Origin of the sequence: Acidovorax sp. CF316 (assembly GCF_000276605.1) — a bacterium.
In the GTDB taxonomy this organism is placed as follows: domain Bacteria; phylum Pseudomonadota; class Gammaproteobacteria; order Burkholderiales; family Burkholderiaceae_C; genus Acidovorax.
Map to the genome: position 1 here is coordinate 13,886 of NZ_AKJX01000207.1, position 15,736 is coordinate 29,621.

Here is a 15,736-nt window from a genome sequence, read left to right on the forward strand (position 1 = left end):
GCCGGACATGCGCAGGCTGCTACAAAGGAGTGCCCGCACCACCACCCGCCTTTGAGCCTTGCATGTCCTCAGCACCCCATTCCACCGATCCCCTTTGCTCCGCCCATGACCGTGGCATCCTGCAGGTGCCCTACCTCAAGCGCTGCTGGTCCAGCCTCATGGCGGCGCGCCAGGGCAAGGCGGGAACAGGCATGCAGGAGGCGCACCGCACCCAGGTCGTTCTGGCCGCCATGGGCCTGGGGCTGGAGCAGGCCATGCAGCACGTGCTGCGCGAAGCACCGGATTTCGCCGGTTTCGAAGACTGGATCGTGCGCACCGCGGGAGCCCCCGATGCCGCCACCGTGGCGCGCATCCAGGCATTGGTCGATGGGGGCCCGCAACCCGACGCCATCCTGGACCTGCATGGCCGGATCGACGCCATGCCGCCCGTGCTCGGCGCGGCCGACCTGGCCCATTGGGAAGAGCATGGCTATGTGGTGCTGCGGCAGGCCGTGCCAGCCGACGACAGCGCGGCTGCCGCACAGGTGGTGTGGGATGCCGTCGGCGCCACCCCGGGCGACGTGGACTCCTGGTACCCGAACGCCCCGCGCAATGTCATGGTGCAGCTGTTCCAGCACCCGGCCTTCGAGAAGAACCGCCGTTCGCCGCGCATCCACAAGGCCTTTGCCCAGCTGTGGGGCACAGCCGACCTGTGGCGCAGCACGGACCGCTGCGGCTTCAATCCGCCCGAGCGCCCAGGCCATACCTACAGCGCCCAGGGCATGCATTGGGACGTGAGCCTGGCGCAGCCGATACCGTTCTGCACGCAGGGCATCCTCTACCTCACGGACACATTGCCGGAACAGGGCGGCCTGACCGTGGTGCCCGGCTTCCACCGCCGGGTGGGTCCGTGGCTGGCCAGCCTGCCGCCGGGTGCCGACCCGCGCCGCCAGGACTTCAACGCCCTTGGCGCCCGCCCCATCGGTGCGGGAGCGGGCGATCTGGTGATCTGGCACCAGGCCCTGCCCCACGGGCCCAGCCCGAATCGGGCCACCCAACCCCGCTTGGTGCAGTACATCAACATGTTCCCGGCAGAGGTACCGGCCAGCGACGACTGGGTGTGACCATCCGGCAAGGGCCGCCCCTCCCGGCCAGGGTTGCCGGTTGCCTTACTTCGACGGCACAGCACCCACGCGCCAGACGGCATTGCCCACGTCATCGGCCACCAGCAGGCCGCCGCGCGCATCCATGGCTACACCCACCGGCCGGCCATAGGCATCGCCGTCCGGGCTGACAAAGCCCGCAAGCACGTCGATGGGCAGGCCCGCAGGCTGGCCGTCAGCAAAGGGCACGAACACCACCTTGTAGCCACTGCGCGGCTTGCGGTTCCAGGAGCCATGCTCGCCCACGAAGGCGCCACTGGCCAGTTGGGGCGCCAGGGCCGGCCCTTGCGCGAACGCCAGGCCCAGCGGCGCGACGTGCGAGCCCAGGGCATAGTCGGGTGCCACCGCCTTGGCCACCAGGTCGGGCCGCGGCGGCTTCACGCGTTCGTCCACATGCTGGCCGTAGTAGCTGTAGGGCCAGCCGTAGAAGGCGCCGTCCTTCACCGAGGTGAGGTAGTCGGGCACCAGGTCGCTGCCGATCTCGTCGCGTTCGTTGACCACCGTCCATAGCGCGCCGCTGCCCGGCGCCCAACCCAGGCCATTGGGGTTGCGCAGGCCACTGGCAAAGATGCGGTGGGAGCCGCTGGCCCGGTCCACCTCCCAGATGGCGGCACGGCCCTCTTCGGCCTGCATGCCGTTCTCGCCGACGTTGCTGTTGGAACCCACGGTGACGTAGAGCTTGCTGCCGTCGGCGCTGGCGATGAGGTTCTTGGTCCAGTGGTGGTTGATGGGGCCGCCGGGCAGGTCCACCAGCTTGGTGCCCGCCGCCGTGATGCGGGTCTGGCCGGGTTCGTAGGGAAAGCGCACGACCGCATCGGCATTCGCCACATAGAGTTCCTTGCCCACCAGGACCATGCCGAACGGCGAGTTCAGGTCTTGCAGGAATACGTTCCTGGTTTCGGCCTTGCCGTCGCCATCGGCGTCGCGCAGCAGCGTGATGCGGTTGGCCGAGGGGCGCTTTCCCGAGCCGGCCTTGCCCATCACGGTCTTCATGACCCAGCCCCGGACGGCGCCGAACACCCCGCCCGAAGGGGCGCCCTCGCCCTTGGGCGGCGCCTGGCTTTCGGCCACCAGCACGTCGCCATTGGGCAGCACCAGCACCCAGCGCGGGTGGTCCAGCCCGGTGGCCAGCGGGGTGACCGACAGGCCCGGCAGGCTGGCGCTAGGCATGGCGCCCTCGGGCCAGCCTTTGGCTGGGGCGATGTGCAGTGTGGGGATCAGCGATTGGTGGGGCGCCGGCAAAGTGGGTGACTTGCCCATGCCCTGCTCGGGCGAGAGGATGGCGGTGTCACCGCAAGCGGCCAGACTGGCTGCCAGCACCGTGCCTGTGAGCACAACCGGCCAAGAGCGCGATGTCGGGGAAAAGAGAGATGGCATGGCGGTGGGCTTTCTGGTGGCAGGGGGATGGTGCAGTGTGAAGGGGCAGGCAGGCACGCCCTGTCAGCCGATCGCGCAAAATGCGCAGCCCCGCGTTACATTTATTTCCGCCACCCCCAGCGCCCAGCCCCCTTTGCTTTGCGCTGCCGCAAGAAGCTTCCATGAGACTCAAGACCGTTGTCCTGCTGGCGATCATCCTGTTCATCGGCTTTTTCGCCGTCGAGAAGCTGCGCGTGGGCCGGGTGGACAGGAAGCTGCAGGGCCAGTCGGCCACGCAGCAGGTGTTTGCCGAGGTGCCGCAGCAGACCGCCACCAGCGCCGCCCCCTTTGCGCTGCAGGGATACCAGGTCAGGCCGCTCGCCCAATTCGCCATCCGGGCGCGGGTGCTGGGGCGCGAGGAGTACTCCTTTGGCCGCGAAGCCGATCTCTCCCCCGTGGACCTGGCCCTGGGCTGGCGGCGCATGGCCGAGCCCGCCGTCTACGAGCCCCTTAACATCACGCAGGGCGGGCGCTGGTACCGCTACTCCTGGTCCAACCAGCCACCGATTCCGCTGCAGGAGATCATCGAATCCTCGGCCAACATGCACCTGATCCCTGCCAACGCGGCCGTGGAGCGGGCGCTCAAGAAAGCGCGCAAGGGCAGCTTCATCCGCATCACCGGCCAGCTGGTGGAAGTCACGTACCCGGGCGGCTGGCGCTGGACCAGTTCGCTCACCCGCGGCGATTCCGGCGCCAACTCGTGCGAGCTGATCTATGTGGAGACGGCGCAGGTCGAATAGGTGCGGGGCGGCGCAAAAAAAGACAAAAAACGGCCACAAAGTATCCAGATGTGACGCACGGCAGGTCCGTGGAATATTTCACGGTTTTTTGGATAATCTTTGGTGGACGGAGCGCTCTCGCTCCCGTGACTTTTAAGCTGCCATACCACAGCCTGCACAGAGGAACCTCCATGGCGAAGATTCTGGTCACCAAGTACGAAAACCAGGCCGATGCAACCGTTTGCGAAGTGGCCTACGAAAGCCAGGCCGATCTGTGCTGGTACGAAACGCCCTACGAACAGCAGGCCCAGGGCGATGCCAAGTGGCTCTTCGTCGACTACGAGAGCCAGGCCAGCTTCAAGATCTTCAAGGTGAAGTACGAGGGCCAGGCCGACATCAAGGCCTTCCAGGTCAAGTACCCTGAGCAGGCGGGCTGGCGCAATGCGGCGCACAAGTTTGTAGGCAAGATGGGCTGAGCACCATTGCCCGCGCCAAAAGAAAAACCCCTGCCACGCATTGCCCGGCAGGGGTTTTTGCCATTGGCGACCGGCTGGCCGCCCCTGCGAGGAATCAACGCAGTTGGCGTTTGATGGCGTCGTAGCGTGCTTCGTTGCTCACGTTCGATGCCACGGTCGAGAACTTGCTGCTCATGAAGGGTTGCAGCTTCTCCAGACGGTCCTTGGGCGCGGGGTGGGTCTTGAACAGCAGCGTGAAGTTCTGGTCGGCACTGGAGCCGGTCGCATACATGTTCAGCACCGTGGGCAGGCCGACGGGTGCATAGCCAGCACGGGCGGCATACAGCACGCCCTGGCGGTCAGCGTCGAACTCGTCACCCTGGTCCAAGCCCTTGGAATACAGGTTCTTGGCAAAATTCACCATGGCGGAACTCACCATGGCATTGCCAGAGCGGGCCTGCACCACGCCACCCACCGCCTGGGCAAAACCGCCCTTCTTGAGCGCAGCCAGGTAGTGGCCGCGCGTCACGTGGGCGATCTCGTGGCCCAGCACGCCTGCCAATTCCGATTCGGACTTGAGCTGGCGCATCAGGCCGACGGTCACGAACACGAAGCCACCAGGCGTGGCATAGGCATTCACGGCGTCGGAATCGATCACGCCAAAGCGCCAGGCGAACTGGATCTCCTTGCCGTCCTTGTCCTTGGGTTTCTCTGCCTGCGCCGCCACCCACCAGCCGACCTGGTTCACATAGCGCTGCACGGCCTCATTGCGCAGCAGGGGGCGTGCGCCCAGCAGCACGGACGAGAAGTCATTGCCCAGTGCACGTTGCTCTTCTGCGGTGTAGTCCTTGAACGCGGCCGACGCGCCCTGGATGACATCCAGCACGCCGCCCGCACGCGAACCACCGCCGGAGCCACCGCCCAGCGCGGACGAAAGAACATTCAGGCCACCAGAGCCGCCAGCCTGGGGCATGGTTTCACAACCGGTCAGCAGCACGACCGTGGCCAGCGCCAGCGCGGCGGCCTTCAAGCGTTGGATCTTCATTTTTCTGCTCCGGTGTAGGCGTCAATCTTCTGTGCCACAACCTTGCCACTGCGCGCAAAGGCTTCGGCCTGGCCCATGTTGATGGCGTACTTCTCCAACTGGGCCATTTCAGCCGGTGCAGGTTGGGCATTGGCCAGCTGTTCTTCGGTGAGGCCTCGGGTTCCGGTGGTTGCCGTTGCACCGCGGCTGGGAGCCGAGAACATGCTCGCCAGGTTGGTGCCCGAGCTGGCGGGGGCGGACGCGGCGGGGGCCGTAGCTTCCAGGGATTTCACATGGGTCACGCGCACCCAGCCTTCGGTGCGGCCGAACTTGACCTTGACCCAGCCCTCCTGTGCCGAGGTCTGTTCGAGCTTGTTGCCCTTGGCCAGCTTGACCAGGACCTTGCCGTCCAGCGCCGGCGTCGCGCGCAGCTCGGTGGCCACGGTGACTTCCAGCTGTTGGGCATGCGCGCCGAGGCCCAACCCCAGCAGCAGCGCAATGAGCAGGCCCTTCAACAGGCCCACGAATGATGTGTTCACTTTCCTTCTCCTCTGTATGACGATACCTATGCGCCAGATCATTCCGGCGCCCCTCCACTGGACCTGCGCTGCGGCTCGAAAAGCCGCACCGCCTGGTCGCGGCCTTTCACCTCGAAATCGCCGCGGTCAATGAAAACAAATGTTTCCCCACATTGTGCTCTTGTCGACTCGGAAACCAAAACCCGGGCTATCCCTTTTGTGCAACCTTCGATGCGGCTGCACAGGTTGACGGCATCGCCGATTGCGGTGTAGTCCAGCCGGCGCGAAGTGCCCAGGAATCCCACCACGGCCGAGCCCGTGTGCACGCCGATGCCGATGTCGAATTTGGCCGTCGGGTCCTCGCGCGCCATGTCGTCGGCAAAGCGCTGCAGCGCGTCGGCCATGCCCAGCGCCGCCTCCACGGCCAGCACGGCGTGGTTGGGCTGGGCGATGGGTGCCCCCCAGAAGGCCATGATGGCATCGCCGATGAACTTGTCGAGCGTGCCCTGGTAGCGAAAGATCACCTCCACCTGCATCTCGAAGTAGCGGTTGAGGATGTTCACGATCTCCTCGGGCTTGCGGTGTTCCGACAGGCTGGTGAAGCCCCGGATGTCCGAGAACAGCAGCGTGATCTCGCGGCTGGCGGACACCTCGGCTTCGGCCACCGTTTCTGACAGATCCTGCACGATGCGGGGGTCCACGAAGCGCGAGAACATGGCCTGTACGTGGCGCCGCTGCCCCATCTCCAGCCGCGACGAGAGCAAGCCGAAGGCCAGCAGCGCGACGGCGCCCAGCACCAGGGAGGACACGGGCATCCAATACACATTCGCTTCCTGCAAGGCCACGACGCTTCCCCCGATGGCCGCCGCAGCAAGCGCCCCGTAGCCCATGACCACCCAAGTGGGTGATACGCGCACCACGAAGGCCAGCGCCAGGCCGAAGATGAGGATCAGCACCAGGGTCGGGTTGGCCCAGTCCGGTGCCTCGCGCAACCATTCGTTGTTCTGCAGATTGGCCAGCCCAGTCGCCAGCACGAAGGGCCCTGGCGTGGTGGCATCCATGGGCGTGGGCACGAAATCCAGAATGCCGCTGGCCGTTGCGCCAATCACGATGATCTTGCCGCGCGCGTCGAAAGGCAGCTTGCGATCACCCGTTTGGGTGGCCAGGTAGGCATCGGCGTAGGAAATGCGCGTGAATTCCGAGCCATACCAGTTCAGCCGAAAGCCCGGCTTTCTGGGCTGGGGCAGCTGCAGGGCATCGGCAACCCGGCCGATGATGTGCGGAATCCACCACCCCTGGGTTTCCCGGCCCACCTCGGTGCGGCGACCGATACCGTCTCGGTCCTTGATGAAATTGATGTACCCCGTGCGCCAGACCTCGGCCGGCAGCGAGAGCGGGCCTTCGATCCCATAGGCCGCTTCAGGGTCCGCGTTCTCCAGCGGGCGTATGCCCATGGCTGGCGGCGCCATCCTCAGCGGGGCCTTCTGTTCGGTGTTTTCTTCCAGCACCATGGGGATGAAGGCATGCTCGAATGCCAGGGCCTTGGCCAGCTCCACGTCGTTTTCAGGACGAAAGCGGTCCGGCTGGGTCAGGATCAGGTCGAGCACGATGGCGCGCGGCTGCTGGGCCACGAGCGCAGAAATCATTTCCGCATGGATGACCCGGGGCCACACCCACTTGCCGGCCACGTCGAGCATCTGTGGATTGACCAACGACACCTGGTCGATATCGACCACGACGATGTCCTCCGGCGGCGTGCGGCTGTCCGCATGCCAGCGCAGCAAGGCGTCCCCCACCCGGTTGTCGAGGGCGTCGAGCTTGTGCCAGGTGGTCACCTCGAACAGCGCCAGCGCGCAGAGCATGAGGCACAGCCCGGCATACAGCGCGCTGCGGCCGAAGCGCTGGCGCAGCCGGGTGAGCACCGACGAGGAATGGGGGGATGGGGCAGAGGACACAGCCGAGAGTATCCACGCCCCGCTTTGCAGGCGGCAAGCGCATCAACCCTGCACGTTGCGGCCGCCCGACTACCCCGGCGCGCTGGCGTCAACCGCCCGAGCAGATCTGCAGTTGCTCGCCCAGCCCCGTGGCGCCCAGGCGCACCACGTCGCCGGGCTCGAGGAACCAGGGCGCGGGCTTCTGGCCCAGGCCCACGCCGGCGGGCGTGCCGGTGAGCACGATGTCGCCGGGCTCCAGCGTCATGAACTGGCTGATGTAACAGATCACCGTGGGCAGGCCGAAGATGAAGTTGCGCGTGTTGCCGTTTTGCACGCGCTGGCCGTTGACTTCGAGCCACAGGTCCAGCGCGTGCGGGTCGGCCACCTCGTCGGCCGTCACCAGCCAGGGGCCGATGGGGGCGAACGTGTCGTAGCTCTTGCCCTTGACCCACTGGCCGCCGCGCTCGATCTGGTAGGAGCGCTCGGACACGTCGTTGGCCAGCACATAGCCCGCGACGTGCTGCAGCGCAACACCCTCGCTGACGTGGCTGGCGCGCGTGCCGATGACCAGGCCCAACTCCACCTCCCAGTCGGTCTTCTGCGACCCGGGCGGAATGCGCACCGCGTCGTTCGGGCCGCTCAGCGAGGTGACGGCCTTCATGAACAGCACCGGCTCGGCCGGCGCCTGCATGCCGGCCTCGGCCGCATGGTCGGCGTAGTTCAGGCCCACGCAGACGATCTTGCCCACGCCGCCCACGGGGGAGCCCAGGCGCGGCGTGCCTTCCACGGCCGGCAGGCGGGTGGCGTCGATGGCGGCCAGGGCCGCCAGCGTGCGCGGGTTGAGCTGGGCCGGCCCCAGGTCGGGCAGCAGCATGGAGAGGTCGCGCAGCACGCCCTGGGCGTCCAGCAGGCCGGGGCGCTCTGCGCCGGGCGGGCCGTAGCGGAGGAGTTTCATGTCGGAATGGGTCGCGAAAATGCAAGGGGCGCCAGCATACCCCGCAGGGCAATTCCCCGTCCGGGCGTTTAACATCGCAGCCTGGCGCCGCGATGGCGCCCGGTCTCCTGCCTCCTGCCCTGCCTGTCCCGCGCCCCATGGCCCCAGCCACACCGCCCTCCCCCATCCCACCCCTCCTGGCAGAGCCGCGCCCGGCTCCCCGCAATTGCACCGACCTGTTCTGGTCCTTCACCTGGCTGGCGCTGCAGGGCTTTGGCGGGGTGCTGGCCGTGGTGCAGCGCGAGCTGGTGGAGCGCAAGCGCTGGATGACCAACGAGGAGTTCGTCGAGGAATGGGCCGTGGCCCAGATCATGCCGGGCCCCAATGTGGTCAACCTCTCCATCACCATCGGCGACCGCTACTTCGGCTGGCGCGGCGCGCTGGCGGCGCTGGCCGGCATGCTGCTGTTTCCGCTCATGCTGGTGCTGTCGCTGGCCGTGGTCTATGCCCAGTTTGCCAGCCACCCGGCCGTGGCCGGCGCGCTGCGCGGCATGGGCGCGGTGGCCGCAGGCCTCATCGCGGGCACGGGCCTCAAGCTCTCGGCCACGCTGCGCACCCACCCGCTGGGCCCTGCCGTGTGCTCGGTGATCACGGTGCTCACGGTGGTGGCCATGGCCGTGCTGCGCTGGCCGCTGGTGTGGACCCTGCCGCTGCTGGGCGGCACGGCCTGCCTGCTCACCTGGCGAAAGCTCGCACCATGACGGGCGCCACCATCCACATGGGCTGGGCCGACTGGCTGCAGCTGTTCCTGTACTACATGTCGCTGTCGCTGCTGGCCGTGGGCGGCGCCATCGCCACGGCGCCCGACATGCACCGCTTCCTGGTGGACAAGCAGGCCTGGCTGGCCGACCCGCAGTTCAACGCCTCGATTGCCATCGCCCAGGCGGCGCCCGGGCCCAACGTGCTCTTCATCGCGCTGCTGGGCTGGAACGTGGGGCTGAACGCGGGCGGCGCCGGCCCGCTGGGCTGGGCCCTGGGCGCCCTGGGCATGGGGCTGTGCATGCTGGGCGTGATGCTGCCCAGCAGCCTGCTGACCTGGCTGGCCACGCGCTGGGGCCACCGCAACCGCGAGCGCCGTGGCGTGCGCGCCTTCAAGCAGGGCATGGTGCCGGTGGTGATCGGCCTGCTGCTAGCCACCACCTGGGTGCTGGCCCAGGCCCATGGCGGCCTGGCCAGTGCCTGGCCGCTGTGGCTGGCGACCGTGGTGACCATGCTGCTGGTGTGGAAGACGCGCCTGCACCTGCTGTGGATGCTGGGCGCCGGCGCCCTGCTGGGCGCGCTCGGCTATATGGGGTGACCGTTGATGTGCGAGCTGGACTTGATGTACAGCGTGATGGGGTTGCCTGCGCCATCGTCGCCGGTGATCACCAGGGGCAGGCCGGTACCCTTGGCCGTCCACCCTGCCGACACACGCGCGCCGTTGGTCCATTCGAACTTGCAGGCCATGTAGGTGCCGGCGGGCACGGTCACGCTTTCCTGGCCGCGGTAGGTGATGGTCTGGGCTTCGCGCAGGGTGCTGGTCTGGGTCGGCAGCCCGGGGAGTTCCATGGTGGTGTGCCGTACCTCGTTGATCGTGTAGCTCTCGTTGAGCGCCAGCGCAAAGTCGCGCACGCGGTTGACCGGGTCGAGCACCATGGTGGTCCTCATCCCGGCAATCGGCGCTTCCACGCGGGCGGTGCTGCCGTAGCGCAACAGCACCGGCCCCTGCGGTGTGGTTTCCAGCTTGTCGTACTCCCATACGCGGGCATTGAACGAGGTGACTCCGGCCTTGCTCACCAGGACTGTGCGCTCGGTCTCGATCAGCCCCGACTGCCCGGCAAAGCTGCCGGGGCCGTTGATGCGGCCCTCGGTGCTGAACTGCACGGCGCCGTCGCTGGACTGCCAGTCCCAGCGGTAGGTCGTGCCCTGTTGCAGCAGCACCGGGTTGAAGCAGTCCGACGCGGCGCCGGTGCCCGTGCCGGGAGGAGTCACGGACGTGGTCTCGCACAGCGAGGCGTTGAGCTGGCACATGGCCGCCGTCAGGTCCACGATCTGCCCTGCGGTCTGGGTCTGGCTGGCCACGAGAAACCGGCCTTCGCTGAAGGCAAAGGCATTGCCTACTGAAGGGTAGAACCGGTAGGCATAGGGCCCGGCCATTCCGTCCTGCCCGGCGCCGGATGGAAAAAGGGAGGGGAACGAACTTTCAAGCCATTGCCGCGCCGCGTCGCGGCTGGAGGGACGTACCGACAGTTGCGCCTGGGCGGTGGCGGCAACCGATACGCCGAGTGCCAGCGCTGCAAAGCGCCTGATAGATGATCGCATCATGGTTTCTCCAGTGAAGGCGTAGACCAGGAGCTCTGCAGATCCGGGCTTGCCAGATATCCCCGTGGGTACCAGCCAAGGCCTGCAGGGCACGGGTTCCCTGCGGCTGGGCGAAGTGTCCTCTTCGCTGGGCCCTGCAGTCCATAGACCACCAAGACAGCAGATGCCCCTGCCGTGAACAACATCACGCACAGGCCGGCCGCGTGCCACCCGCCTCTCGAGGCCAGCGGCGCTGTCCGCCTGCAGCACTCGCCAAAAGCGGCAACAATGCCGCTGACCAGTGCTCAACCTTCCCATCCAAGGAATCCCGCTCCATGAATCTCCGTCCCCTGGGCCGCTCGGGCCTGCAAGTCTCCCCCTTGTGCTTTGGCGGCAATGTCTTCGGCTGGACAGCCGACGAGGCCACCTCGTTCCGGCTGCTCGACGCCTGGGTGGACGCAGGCTTCAACTTCATCGACACGGCCGATGTGTATTCGCGCTGGGTGCCGGGCCACACGGGCGGCGAGTCCGAGGCCGTGATCGGCCGCTGGCTCAGGCAGAACGGCAAGCGCAACCGCATCGTGCTGGCCACCAAGGTCGGCAAGGACATGGGCGACGGCAAGGTGGGCCTGCGCCCCGAATACATCCGCCAGGCGGTGGACGCCTCGCTCAAGCGCCTGCAAACCGACCACATCGACCTCTACCAGTCGCACGACGACGATGCCACGGTGCCGCTGGCCGACACGCTGGGCGCCTACAGCGACCTCGTCAAGGCCGGCAAGGTGCGCGCCATCGGTGCCTCCAACTTCACGGCGGCACGCCTGGCAGAGTCTCTCAAGACCAGCGACAACCTGGGCCTGGCCCGCTACGAGAGCCTGCAACCGCTGTTCAACCTGTACGACCGCGCCGTGTTCGAGAAGGAACTGCAGCCGCTGTGCGTGGAGCACAACGTGGGCGTGATCAACTTCTATGCGCTGGCGGCGGGCTTTCTGACCGGCAAGTACCGCACCGAGGCCGATGCCGCCAAGAGCGCCCGCGGCAAGAACACCACGGCCAAGTACCTCAACGAGCGCGGCCTGCGCATCCTAGCCGCGCTGGACACCGTGGCCGCGCGCCTGAACGCCACGCCGGGCCAGGTGGCGGTGGCCTGGCAGATCGTGCAGCCGGGTATCACCGCACCGATCGCCAGCGCCACCTCGCTGGCGCAGCTGCAGGACCTGGTGAAGGCCAGCCAGCTCACGCTGGACGCCGAGGCCCTGGCCACGCTGGGCGCTGCCAGCGCGCAGTGAGCTGCAACGGCTGGCTCCTCACCGCACGGGACGGTACGCAGCCCCGTTTGGCACCCAGAGCCACCGGTTCACCCAACACGTGAACCGCCGCCTCGGTGGCGACTTCGGCGTTGCCCGCGAAAACGCTCAGGCCGGCAGCGTGTCCAGAATGCGCCGGTTGGCCTTGATGTGCGCTTCGATCTTGTCGATCTGCTCATCCAGGTTTTTTGTCTCCCGCGCCAGGTCGAACTTCGGCAGCTTGTATTTCTTGTAGACCAGCACCAAGGTGCCGATCAGCACCCCAAAGAAGCACGCAATCTGCCAGGCAGTGTCCAACATCGGCCCCAAGAGGACCGCCCAGAGAATGGAGACGCACACCACGGCAATGAGGGCAATGGTGCGCCGATCAGTCTCGGCCTGCTCCAACTGGCGCTGGAGCCGCTGGACCACCTTCTCTCGCCGCGCCAGCACTTCGTCCAGCTCGCGCGTCAATCTGGGCATGGCCAACTCCGCAGCCGTGCGGTCAGTCCCCCGCTGCACAGCGCTGATCGCCACCTCGAGCTTGCGGGTGGAAACCACGCCGCCTGAACGCTCCACGATCTGCGCAATGCCGCAGTAAGCGCAAGTAAAGCGCTCCAGATCAGCCCCCACCTCCAGCGGAGCGGAGCAATTGGCACAGGCAAGGTTCAGCAACGGCACGACAAGATCTCCTCAGGTGATCGCCTGAATCTATCACCGGTAACCGGGTGCCAAAAAGCACCCAAATGGCGCAGACCACCGGCCCAACACCCGGCAACCGCCTGCACGCCGCCGGCGTGCTCGGGCCCGGCCCGATATGCAGCGCCCATTCGCCCCTGCGGATGCAACTGTCAGGAATTCAACGGGCAGAAAAAAGGCCCGACTCCATGGGAGCGGGCCTGTTTTGCGGGTGCCGAGGGAATCCGGGCAAACGCAATCACATGTTGTCGATCATCACTTGGCCAAAGCCCGAGCAGCTCACCTGCGTGGCGCCATCCATCAGGCGCGCGAAGTCATACGTCACCTTCTTCGACGCAATCGACTTTTCCAGCGAGCTGATGATCAGGTTGGCGGCCTCGACCCAGCCCATGTGGCGCAGCATCATCTCGGCCGAGAGGATTTCGGAGCCGGGGTTCACATAGTCCTTGCCGGCGTACTTGGGCGCCGTGCCGTGGGTGGCTTCGAAGCAGGCCACCGAGTCGGACATGTTGGCGCCCGGCGCGATACCGATGCCGCCGACCTGGGCGGCCAGCGCGTCGGAGATGTAGTCGCCGTTGAGGTTGAGCGTGGCCACCACCGAGTACTCGGCGGGGCGCAGCAAAATCTGTTGCAGGAAGGCATCGGCAATGCTGTCCTTGATGGTGATTTCCTTGCCCGTCTTGGGATTCTTGAACTTGCACCAGGGGCCGCCGTCGATCAACTGGGCGCCGAATTCCTTTTGCGCCAGGGCGTAGGCCCAGTCGCGGAAACCGCCTTCGGTGTACTTCATGATGTTGCCCTTGTGCACGATGGTCACGCTGGGCTTGTCGTTGTCGATGGCGTACTGGATGGCCTTGCGCACCAGGCGCTCGGTGCCCTCGCGCGAGACGGGCTTGACGCCCAGGCCCGAGGTGTTGGGAAAGCGGATCTTCTTGACGCCCATCTCGTCCTGCAGGAACTTGATGAGCTTCTTGGCCTTGTCGGACTCGGCCTCGAACTCGATGCCGGCGTAGATGTCTTCCGAGTTCTCGCGGAAGATGACCATGTTGGTCTTTTCGGGCTCTTTCAGGGGCGAGGGCACGCCCTTGAAGTACTGCACGGGGCGCAGGCAGACGTACAGGTCGAGCTCCTGGCGCAGGGCCACGTTGAGCGAGCGGATGCCGCCGCCCACGGGCGTGGTCAGCGGGCCCTTGATGGACACCACGTACTCGCGCAGCACGGCCAGCGTCTCCTCGGGCAGCCACACGTCGGGGCCGTAGACCTTGGTGGATTTTTCGCCGGCGTAGACCTCCATCCACTGGATCTTCTTCTTGCCGCCATAGGCCTTGGCCACCGCGGCATCGACCACCTTGATCATGACCGGCGTGATGTCGAGGCCGGTGCCATCGCCTTCGATGAAGGGAATGATGGGCTCGTCCGGAACGTTCAGCGACATGTCGGCGTTGACCGTGATTTTCTGGCCTTGGGCGGGCACCTTGATGTGCTGGTAGCTGGTCATGGGCGGGAGTCTCCGTTGGATATCTGAAACACAATGCAGCGTGCCGGGCGGGGCGCACCTGATCACAAAGATTCTATAGACAAAAAAATGCCGGAAACCCCTGTCAACCGCGTACGGGCTGCTATCGTTGCAGGTGGAGCTTCGTGAATATTTTGCGGAGCCCTCAACCCGATAGTTCGTCTAGGAAATGGCACATATGAAAAAACTCCTCGCTGTCCTGATGGCTGGTCTGTTCTCCGCCGGTGCGTCCTTCGCACAGGCTCCAGCCGCCCCTGCTGCCGCCCCAGCCCCTGCCGCTGCTCCGGCAGCAGCCCCGGCCCCTGCAGCCAAGGCCGCACCCGCCCACAAGCAGTCCAAGAAAGTGGCGCAAAAGAAGACCAAGAAGCACCCCAAGAAGGCTGCCGCCTGATGGTGCTGGGGGTCTGTGCGGAACTCTGACCCCCACCCTTTCCGGTTTGCTTCAAAATCGCCCGCATCCGCGGGCGATTTTGTTTCTGGCGCCCCCTTCTTGTCTTTCCCACCGAATGAACCCTGTCCATGCCCAGCCCGAGCCTTGCCACACCCCTCTCCTCCTTGCACCGCCGCCTCCACCTGACCGCCTTGCTCGCCATGTCGCTCGCGGCCCTGGCGCCTGCCGCCCAGGCCCAGGAAGGCCCCCAACTGAACCTGCAGCGCGTGGAACTGACCGCCGGCATGCACCGCATCGATGCCCAGGTGGCCGCGGCCCCACTGGAGCGCCAGATCGGCCTGATGAACCGGCCCGAGATGCCCCAGCACGAGGGCATGCTGTTCATCTTCGAGCAGCCCAGCCAGCAGTGCTTCTGGATGAAGAACACGCTGCTGCCGCTGACGGCGGCCTTCGTCGCGGACGACGGCACCATCGTCAACCTGGAGGACATGAAGCCGCAGACCCTGGACTCGCACTGCTCCAAGAAGCCCGTGCGCTTCGTGCTGGAGATGAACCAGGGCTGGTTTGCCAAGAAGGGCATCAAGGCCGGCTCCAGGCTCGGCGGTGCGCCCTTCGCGAAGAAGTGAGTTGCCTGCGCCCATGAAAAAACGGCCCGAGGGCCGTTTTTTTTGCTGCCCGCTGAACGGGCGCAAGGATTGCACCCAGGCAATCAGGCGAAGTTGGCTTCGGCGAACTTCCAGTTGACCAGCTTGTCCAGGAAGGTCTCGACGAACTTGGGGCGCTGGTTGCGGTAGTCGATGTAGTAGGCATGCTCCCACACGTCCACCGTCAGCAGGGCCTTGTCGGCCGTGGTCAGGGGCGTGCCGGCGGCGCCGGTGTTCACGATGTCGACGCTGCCGTCGGCCTTCTTGACCAGCCAGGTCCAGCCGGAACCGAAGTTGCCCACGGCGCTCTTGACGAAGGCTTCCTTGAAGGCGGCGTAGCTGCCCCACTTGGCGGTGATGGCCGCAGCCAGCGCGCCCGATGGCTCGCCGCCGCCGGCGGGTGCCATGCAGTTCCAGAAGAAGGTGTGGTTCCAGATCTGGGCGGCGTTGTTGTAGATGCCACCGCTGGACTTCTTGATGATTTCTTCCAGGGACAGCGACTCGAACTCCGTGCCCTTTTGCAGGTTGTTGAGGTTCACCACGTAGGCATTGTGGTGCTTGCCGTGGTGGTACTCCAGCGTTTCCTGGCTGTAATGGGGCGCCAGCGCGTCGATGGCATAGGGCAGCGGGGGAAGGGTATGTTCCATGGTGTTTCCTCGTGGTGGTTTGAATTGTGGCGGACTCGCCGGCCGTGAAGCGGGCAGGCGAACCTGCAGGC

17 protein-coding genes are annotated in these 15,736 nt (G+C 66.1%); 8 read left to right on the plus strand and 9 right to left on the minus strand.

Annotated elements, in window-relative coordinates; all coding sequences use genetic code 11:
• The first annotated feature begins 62 nt into the window (after positions 1-62).
• On the plus strand, positions 63-1,103 hold the full coding sequence (locus tag PMI14_RS25195; protein WP_007858711.1) for a phytanoyl-CoA dioxygenase family protein: 1,041 nt from the start codon (positions 63-65) through the stop codon (positions 1,101-1,103).
• 45 nt (positions 1,104-1,148) lie between these two features.
• On the opposite strand, the gene PMI14_RS25200 is transcribed toward PMI14_RS25195, so the two are convergent.
• Complete coding sequence (locus PMI14_RS25200; RefSeq protein WP_007858712.1) at positions 1,149-2,519, minus strand: sorbosone dehydrogenase family protein; 1,371 nt, start codon at positions 2,517-2,519, stop codon at positions 1,149-1,151.
• 161 nt (positions 2,520-2,680) lie between these two features.
• On the opposite strand from PMI14_RS25200, the gene PMI14_RS25205 reads away from it, so the two are divergent.
• Both PMI14_RS25205 and PMI14_RS25210 read left to right on the plus strand, forming a co-directional pair.
• Complete coding sequence (locus tag PMI14_RS25205) at positions 2,681-3,298, plus strand: hypothetical protein (RefSeq protein ID WP_007858714.1); 618 nt, start codon at positions 2,681-2,683, stop codon at positions 3,296-3,298.
• Positions 3,299-3,468: 170 nt separating this feature from the next.
• A complete protein-coding gene (locus PMI14_RS25210; RefSeq protein WP_007858715.1) occupies positions 3,469-3,753 on the plus strand; it encodes a DUF6150 family protein in 285 nt (94 codons plus the stop codon).
• A gap of 94 nt (positions 3,754-3,847) precedes the next feature.
• Here PMI14_RS25210 and PMI14_RS25215 read toward each other — a convergent pair whose 3' ends face one another.
• From PMI14_RS25215 to PMI14_RS25230, 4 genes are all read right to left on the minus strand, one after another.
• Positions 3,848-4,777, minus strand: coding sequence for a M48 family metalloprotease (locus tag PMI14_RS25215; RefSeq protein WP_007858716.1), 930 nt, complete (start codon positions 4,775-4,777; stop codon positions 3,848-3,850).
• Entirely contained in the window at positions 4,774-5,295 is a 522-nt protein-coding gene (locus tag PMI14_RS25220) for an SH3 domain-containing protein (RefSeq protein ID WP_007858717.1), read from the minus strand. The genes PMI14_RS25215 and PMI14_RS25220 overlap by 4 nt, the downstream gene beginning before the upstream one ends.
• A 38-nt stretch (positions 5,296-5,333) precedes the next feature.
• Positions 5,334-7,229, minus strand: a complete 1,896-nt coding sequence (locus PMI14_RS25225) for an adenylate/guanylate cyclase domain-containing protein (protein WP_238541902.1) — start codon at positions 7,227-7,229, stop codon at positions 5,334-5,336.
• 88 nt (positions 7,230-7,317) lie between these two features.
• On the minus strand, positions 7,318-8,163 hold the full coding sequence (locus PMI14_RS25230; protein ID WP_007858719.1) for a fumarylacetoacetate hydrolase family protein: 846 nt from the start codon (positions 8,161-8,163) through the stop codon (positions 7,318-7,320).
• A 137-nt stretch (positions 8,164-8,300) separates the two neighbouring features.
• Here PMI14_RS25230 and PMI14_RS25235 point away from each other — a divergent pair, with 137 nt between their 5' ends.
• Complete coding sequence (locus tag PMI14_RS25235; RefSeq protein WP_007858720.1) at positions 8,301-8,903, plus strand: chromate transporter; 603 nt, start codon at positions 8,301-8,303, stop codon at positions 8,901-8,903.
• Positions 8,900-9,499 (plus strand): chromate transporter, encoded by a 600-nt coding sequence (locus tag PMI14_RS25240; protein WP_007858721.1) that lies wholly within the window; start codon positions 8,900-8,902, stop codon positions 9,497-9,499. The genes PMI14_RS25235 and PMI14_RS25240 overlap by 4 nt, the downstream gene beginning before the upstream one ends.
• Here the strand turns inward: PMI14_RS25240 and PMI14_RS25245 are convergent.
• Positions 9,487-10,506, minus strand: coding sequence for a hypothetical protein (locus tag PMI14_RS25245; RefSeq protein WP_007858723.1), 1,020 nt, complete (start codon positions 10,504-10,506; stop codon positions 9,487-9,489). The genes PMI14_RS25240 and PMI14_RS25245 overlap by 13 nt on opposite strands.
• 311 nt (positions 10,507-10,817) lie before the next feature.
• On the opposite strand from PMI14_RS25245, the gene PMI14_RS25250 reads away from it, so the two are divergent.
• Positions 10,818-11,771 (plus strand): aldo/keto reductase, encoded by a 954-nt coding sequence (locus PMI14_RS25250; protein ID WP_007858725.1) that lies wholly within the window; start codon positions 10,818-10,820, stop codon positions 11,769-11,771.
• A 126-nt stretch (positions 11,772-11,897) separates the two neighbouring features.
• On the opposite strand, the gene PMI14_RS25255 is transcribed toward PMI14_RS25250, so the two are convergent.
• Positions 11,898-12,449, minus strand: coding sequence for a hypothetical protein (locus tag PMI14_RS25255; RefSeq protein ID WP_007858727.1), 552 nt, complete (start codon positions 12,447-12,449; stop codon positions 11,898-11,900).
• 256 nt (positions 12,450-12,705) lie between these two features.
• Positions 12,706-13,965 (minus strand): NADP-dependent isocitrate dehydrogenase, encoded by a 1,260-nt coding sequence (icd, locus tag PMI14_RS25260; RefSeq protein ID WP_007858729.1) that lies wholly within the window; start codon positions 13,963-13,965, stop codon positions 12,706-12,708.
• Between the two features lie 196 nt (positions 13,966-14,161).
• Here icd and PMI14_RS34400 point away from each other — a divergent pair, with 196 nt between their 5' ends.
• Positions 14,162-14,374: a hypothetical protein gene (locus PMI14_RS34400; RefSeq protein ID WP_007858730.1), complete on the plus strand. Its 213-nt coding sequence runs from the start codon at positions 14,162-14,164 to the stop codon at positions 14,372-14,374.
• A 128-nt stretch (positions 14,375-14,502) separates the two neighbouring features.
• Positions 14,503-15,000 (plus strand): DUF192 domain-containing protein, encoded by a 498-nt coding sequence (locus PMI14_RS25265; protein WP_007858733.1) that lies wholly within the window; start codon positions 14,503-14,505, stop codon positions 14,998-15,000.
• 83 nt (positions 15,001-15,083) lie between these two features.
• On the opposite strand, the gene PMI14_RS25270 is transcribed toward PMI14_RS25265, so the two are convergent.
• Positions 15,084-15,665 (minus strand): superoxide dismutase, encoded by a 582-nt coding sequence (locus tag PMI14_RS25270; protein ID WP_007858734.1) that lies wholly within the window; start codon positions 15,663-15,665, stop codon positions 15,084-15,086.
• Between the last annotated feature and the right edge of the window lie 71 nt (positions 15,666-15,736).

What these genes read in the sequence shown, in the direction of transcription:
- PMI14_RS25195 (WP_007858711.1), top strand. Translation starts at nt 63, where the DNA reads ATGTCCTCAGCACCCCATTCCACCGATCCCCTTTGCTCCGCCCATGAC.
- PMI14_RS25200 (WP_007858712.1), bottom strand. Translation starts at nt 2,519, where the DNA reads ATGCCATCTCTCTTTTCCCCGACATCGCGCTCTTGGCCGGTTGTGCTC.
- PMI14_RS25205 (WP_007858714.1), top strand. Translation starts at nt 2,681, where the DNA reads ATGAGACTCAAGACCGTTGTCCTGCTGGCGATCATCCTGTTCATCGGC.
- PMI14_RS25210 (WP_007858715.1), top strand. Translation starts at nt 3,469, where the DNA reads ATGGCGAAGATTCTGGTCACCAAGTACGAAAACCAGGCCGATGCAACC.
- PMI14_RS25215 (WP_007858716.1), bottom strand. Translation starts at nt 4,777, where the DNA reads ATGAAGATCCAACGCTTGAAGGCCGCCGCGCTGGCGCTGGCCACGGTC.
- PMI14_RS25230 (WP_007858719.1), bottom strand. Translation starts at nt 8,163, where the DNA reads ATGAAACTCCTCCGCTACGGCCCGCCCGGCGCAGAGCGCCCCGGCCTG.
- PMI14_RS25235 (WP_007858720.1), top strand. Translation starts at nt 8,301, where the DNA reads ATGGCCCCAGCCACACCGCCCTCCCCCATCCCACCCCTCCTGGCAGAG.
- PMI14_RS25240 (WP_007858721.1), top strand. Translation starts at nt 8,900, where the DNA reads ATGACGGGCGCCACCATCCACATGGGCTGGGCCGACTGGCTGCAGCTG.
- PMI14_RS25245 (WP_007858723.1), bottom strand. Translation starts at nt 10,506, where the DNA reads ATGATGCGATCATCTATCAGGCGCTTTGCAGCGCTGGCACTCGGCGTA.
- PMI14_RS25250 (WP_007858725.1), top strand. Translation starts at nt 10,818, where the DNA reads ATGAATCTCCGTCCCCTGGGCCGCTCGGGCCTGCAAGTCTCCCCCTTG.
- icd (WP_007858729.1), bottom strand. Translation starts at nt 13,965, where the DNA reads ATGACCAGCTACCAGCACATCAAGGTGCCCGCCCAAGGCCAGAAAATC.
- PMI14_RS34400 (WP_007858730.1), top strand. Translation starts at nt 14,162, where the DNA reads ATGAAAAAACTCCTCGCTGTCCTGATGGCTGGTCTGTTCTCCGCCGGT.
- PMI14_RS25265 (WP_007858733.1), top strand. Translation starts at nt 14,503, where the DNA reads ATGCCCAGCCCGAGCCTTGCCACACCCCTCTCCTCCTTGCACCGCCGC.
- PMI14_RS25270 (WP_007858734.1), bottom strand. Translation starts at nt 15,665, where the DNA reads ATGGAACATACCCTTCCCCCGCTGCCCTATGCCATCGACGCGCTGGCG.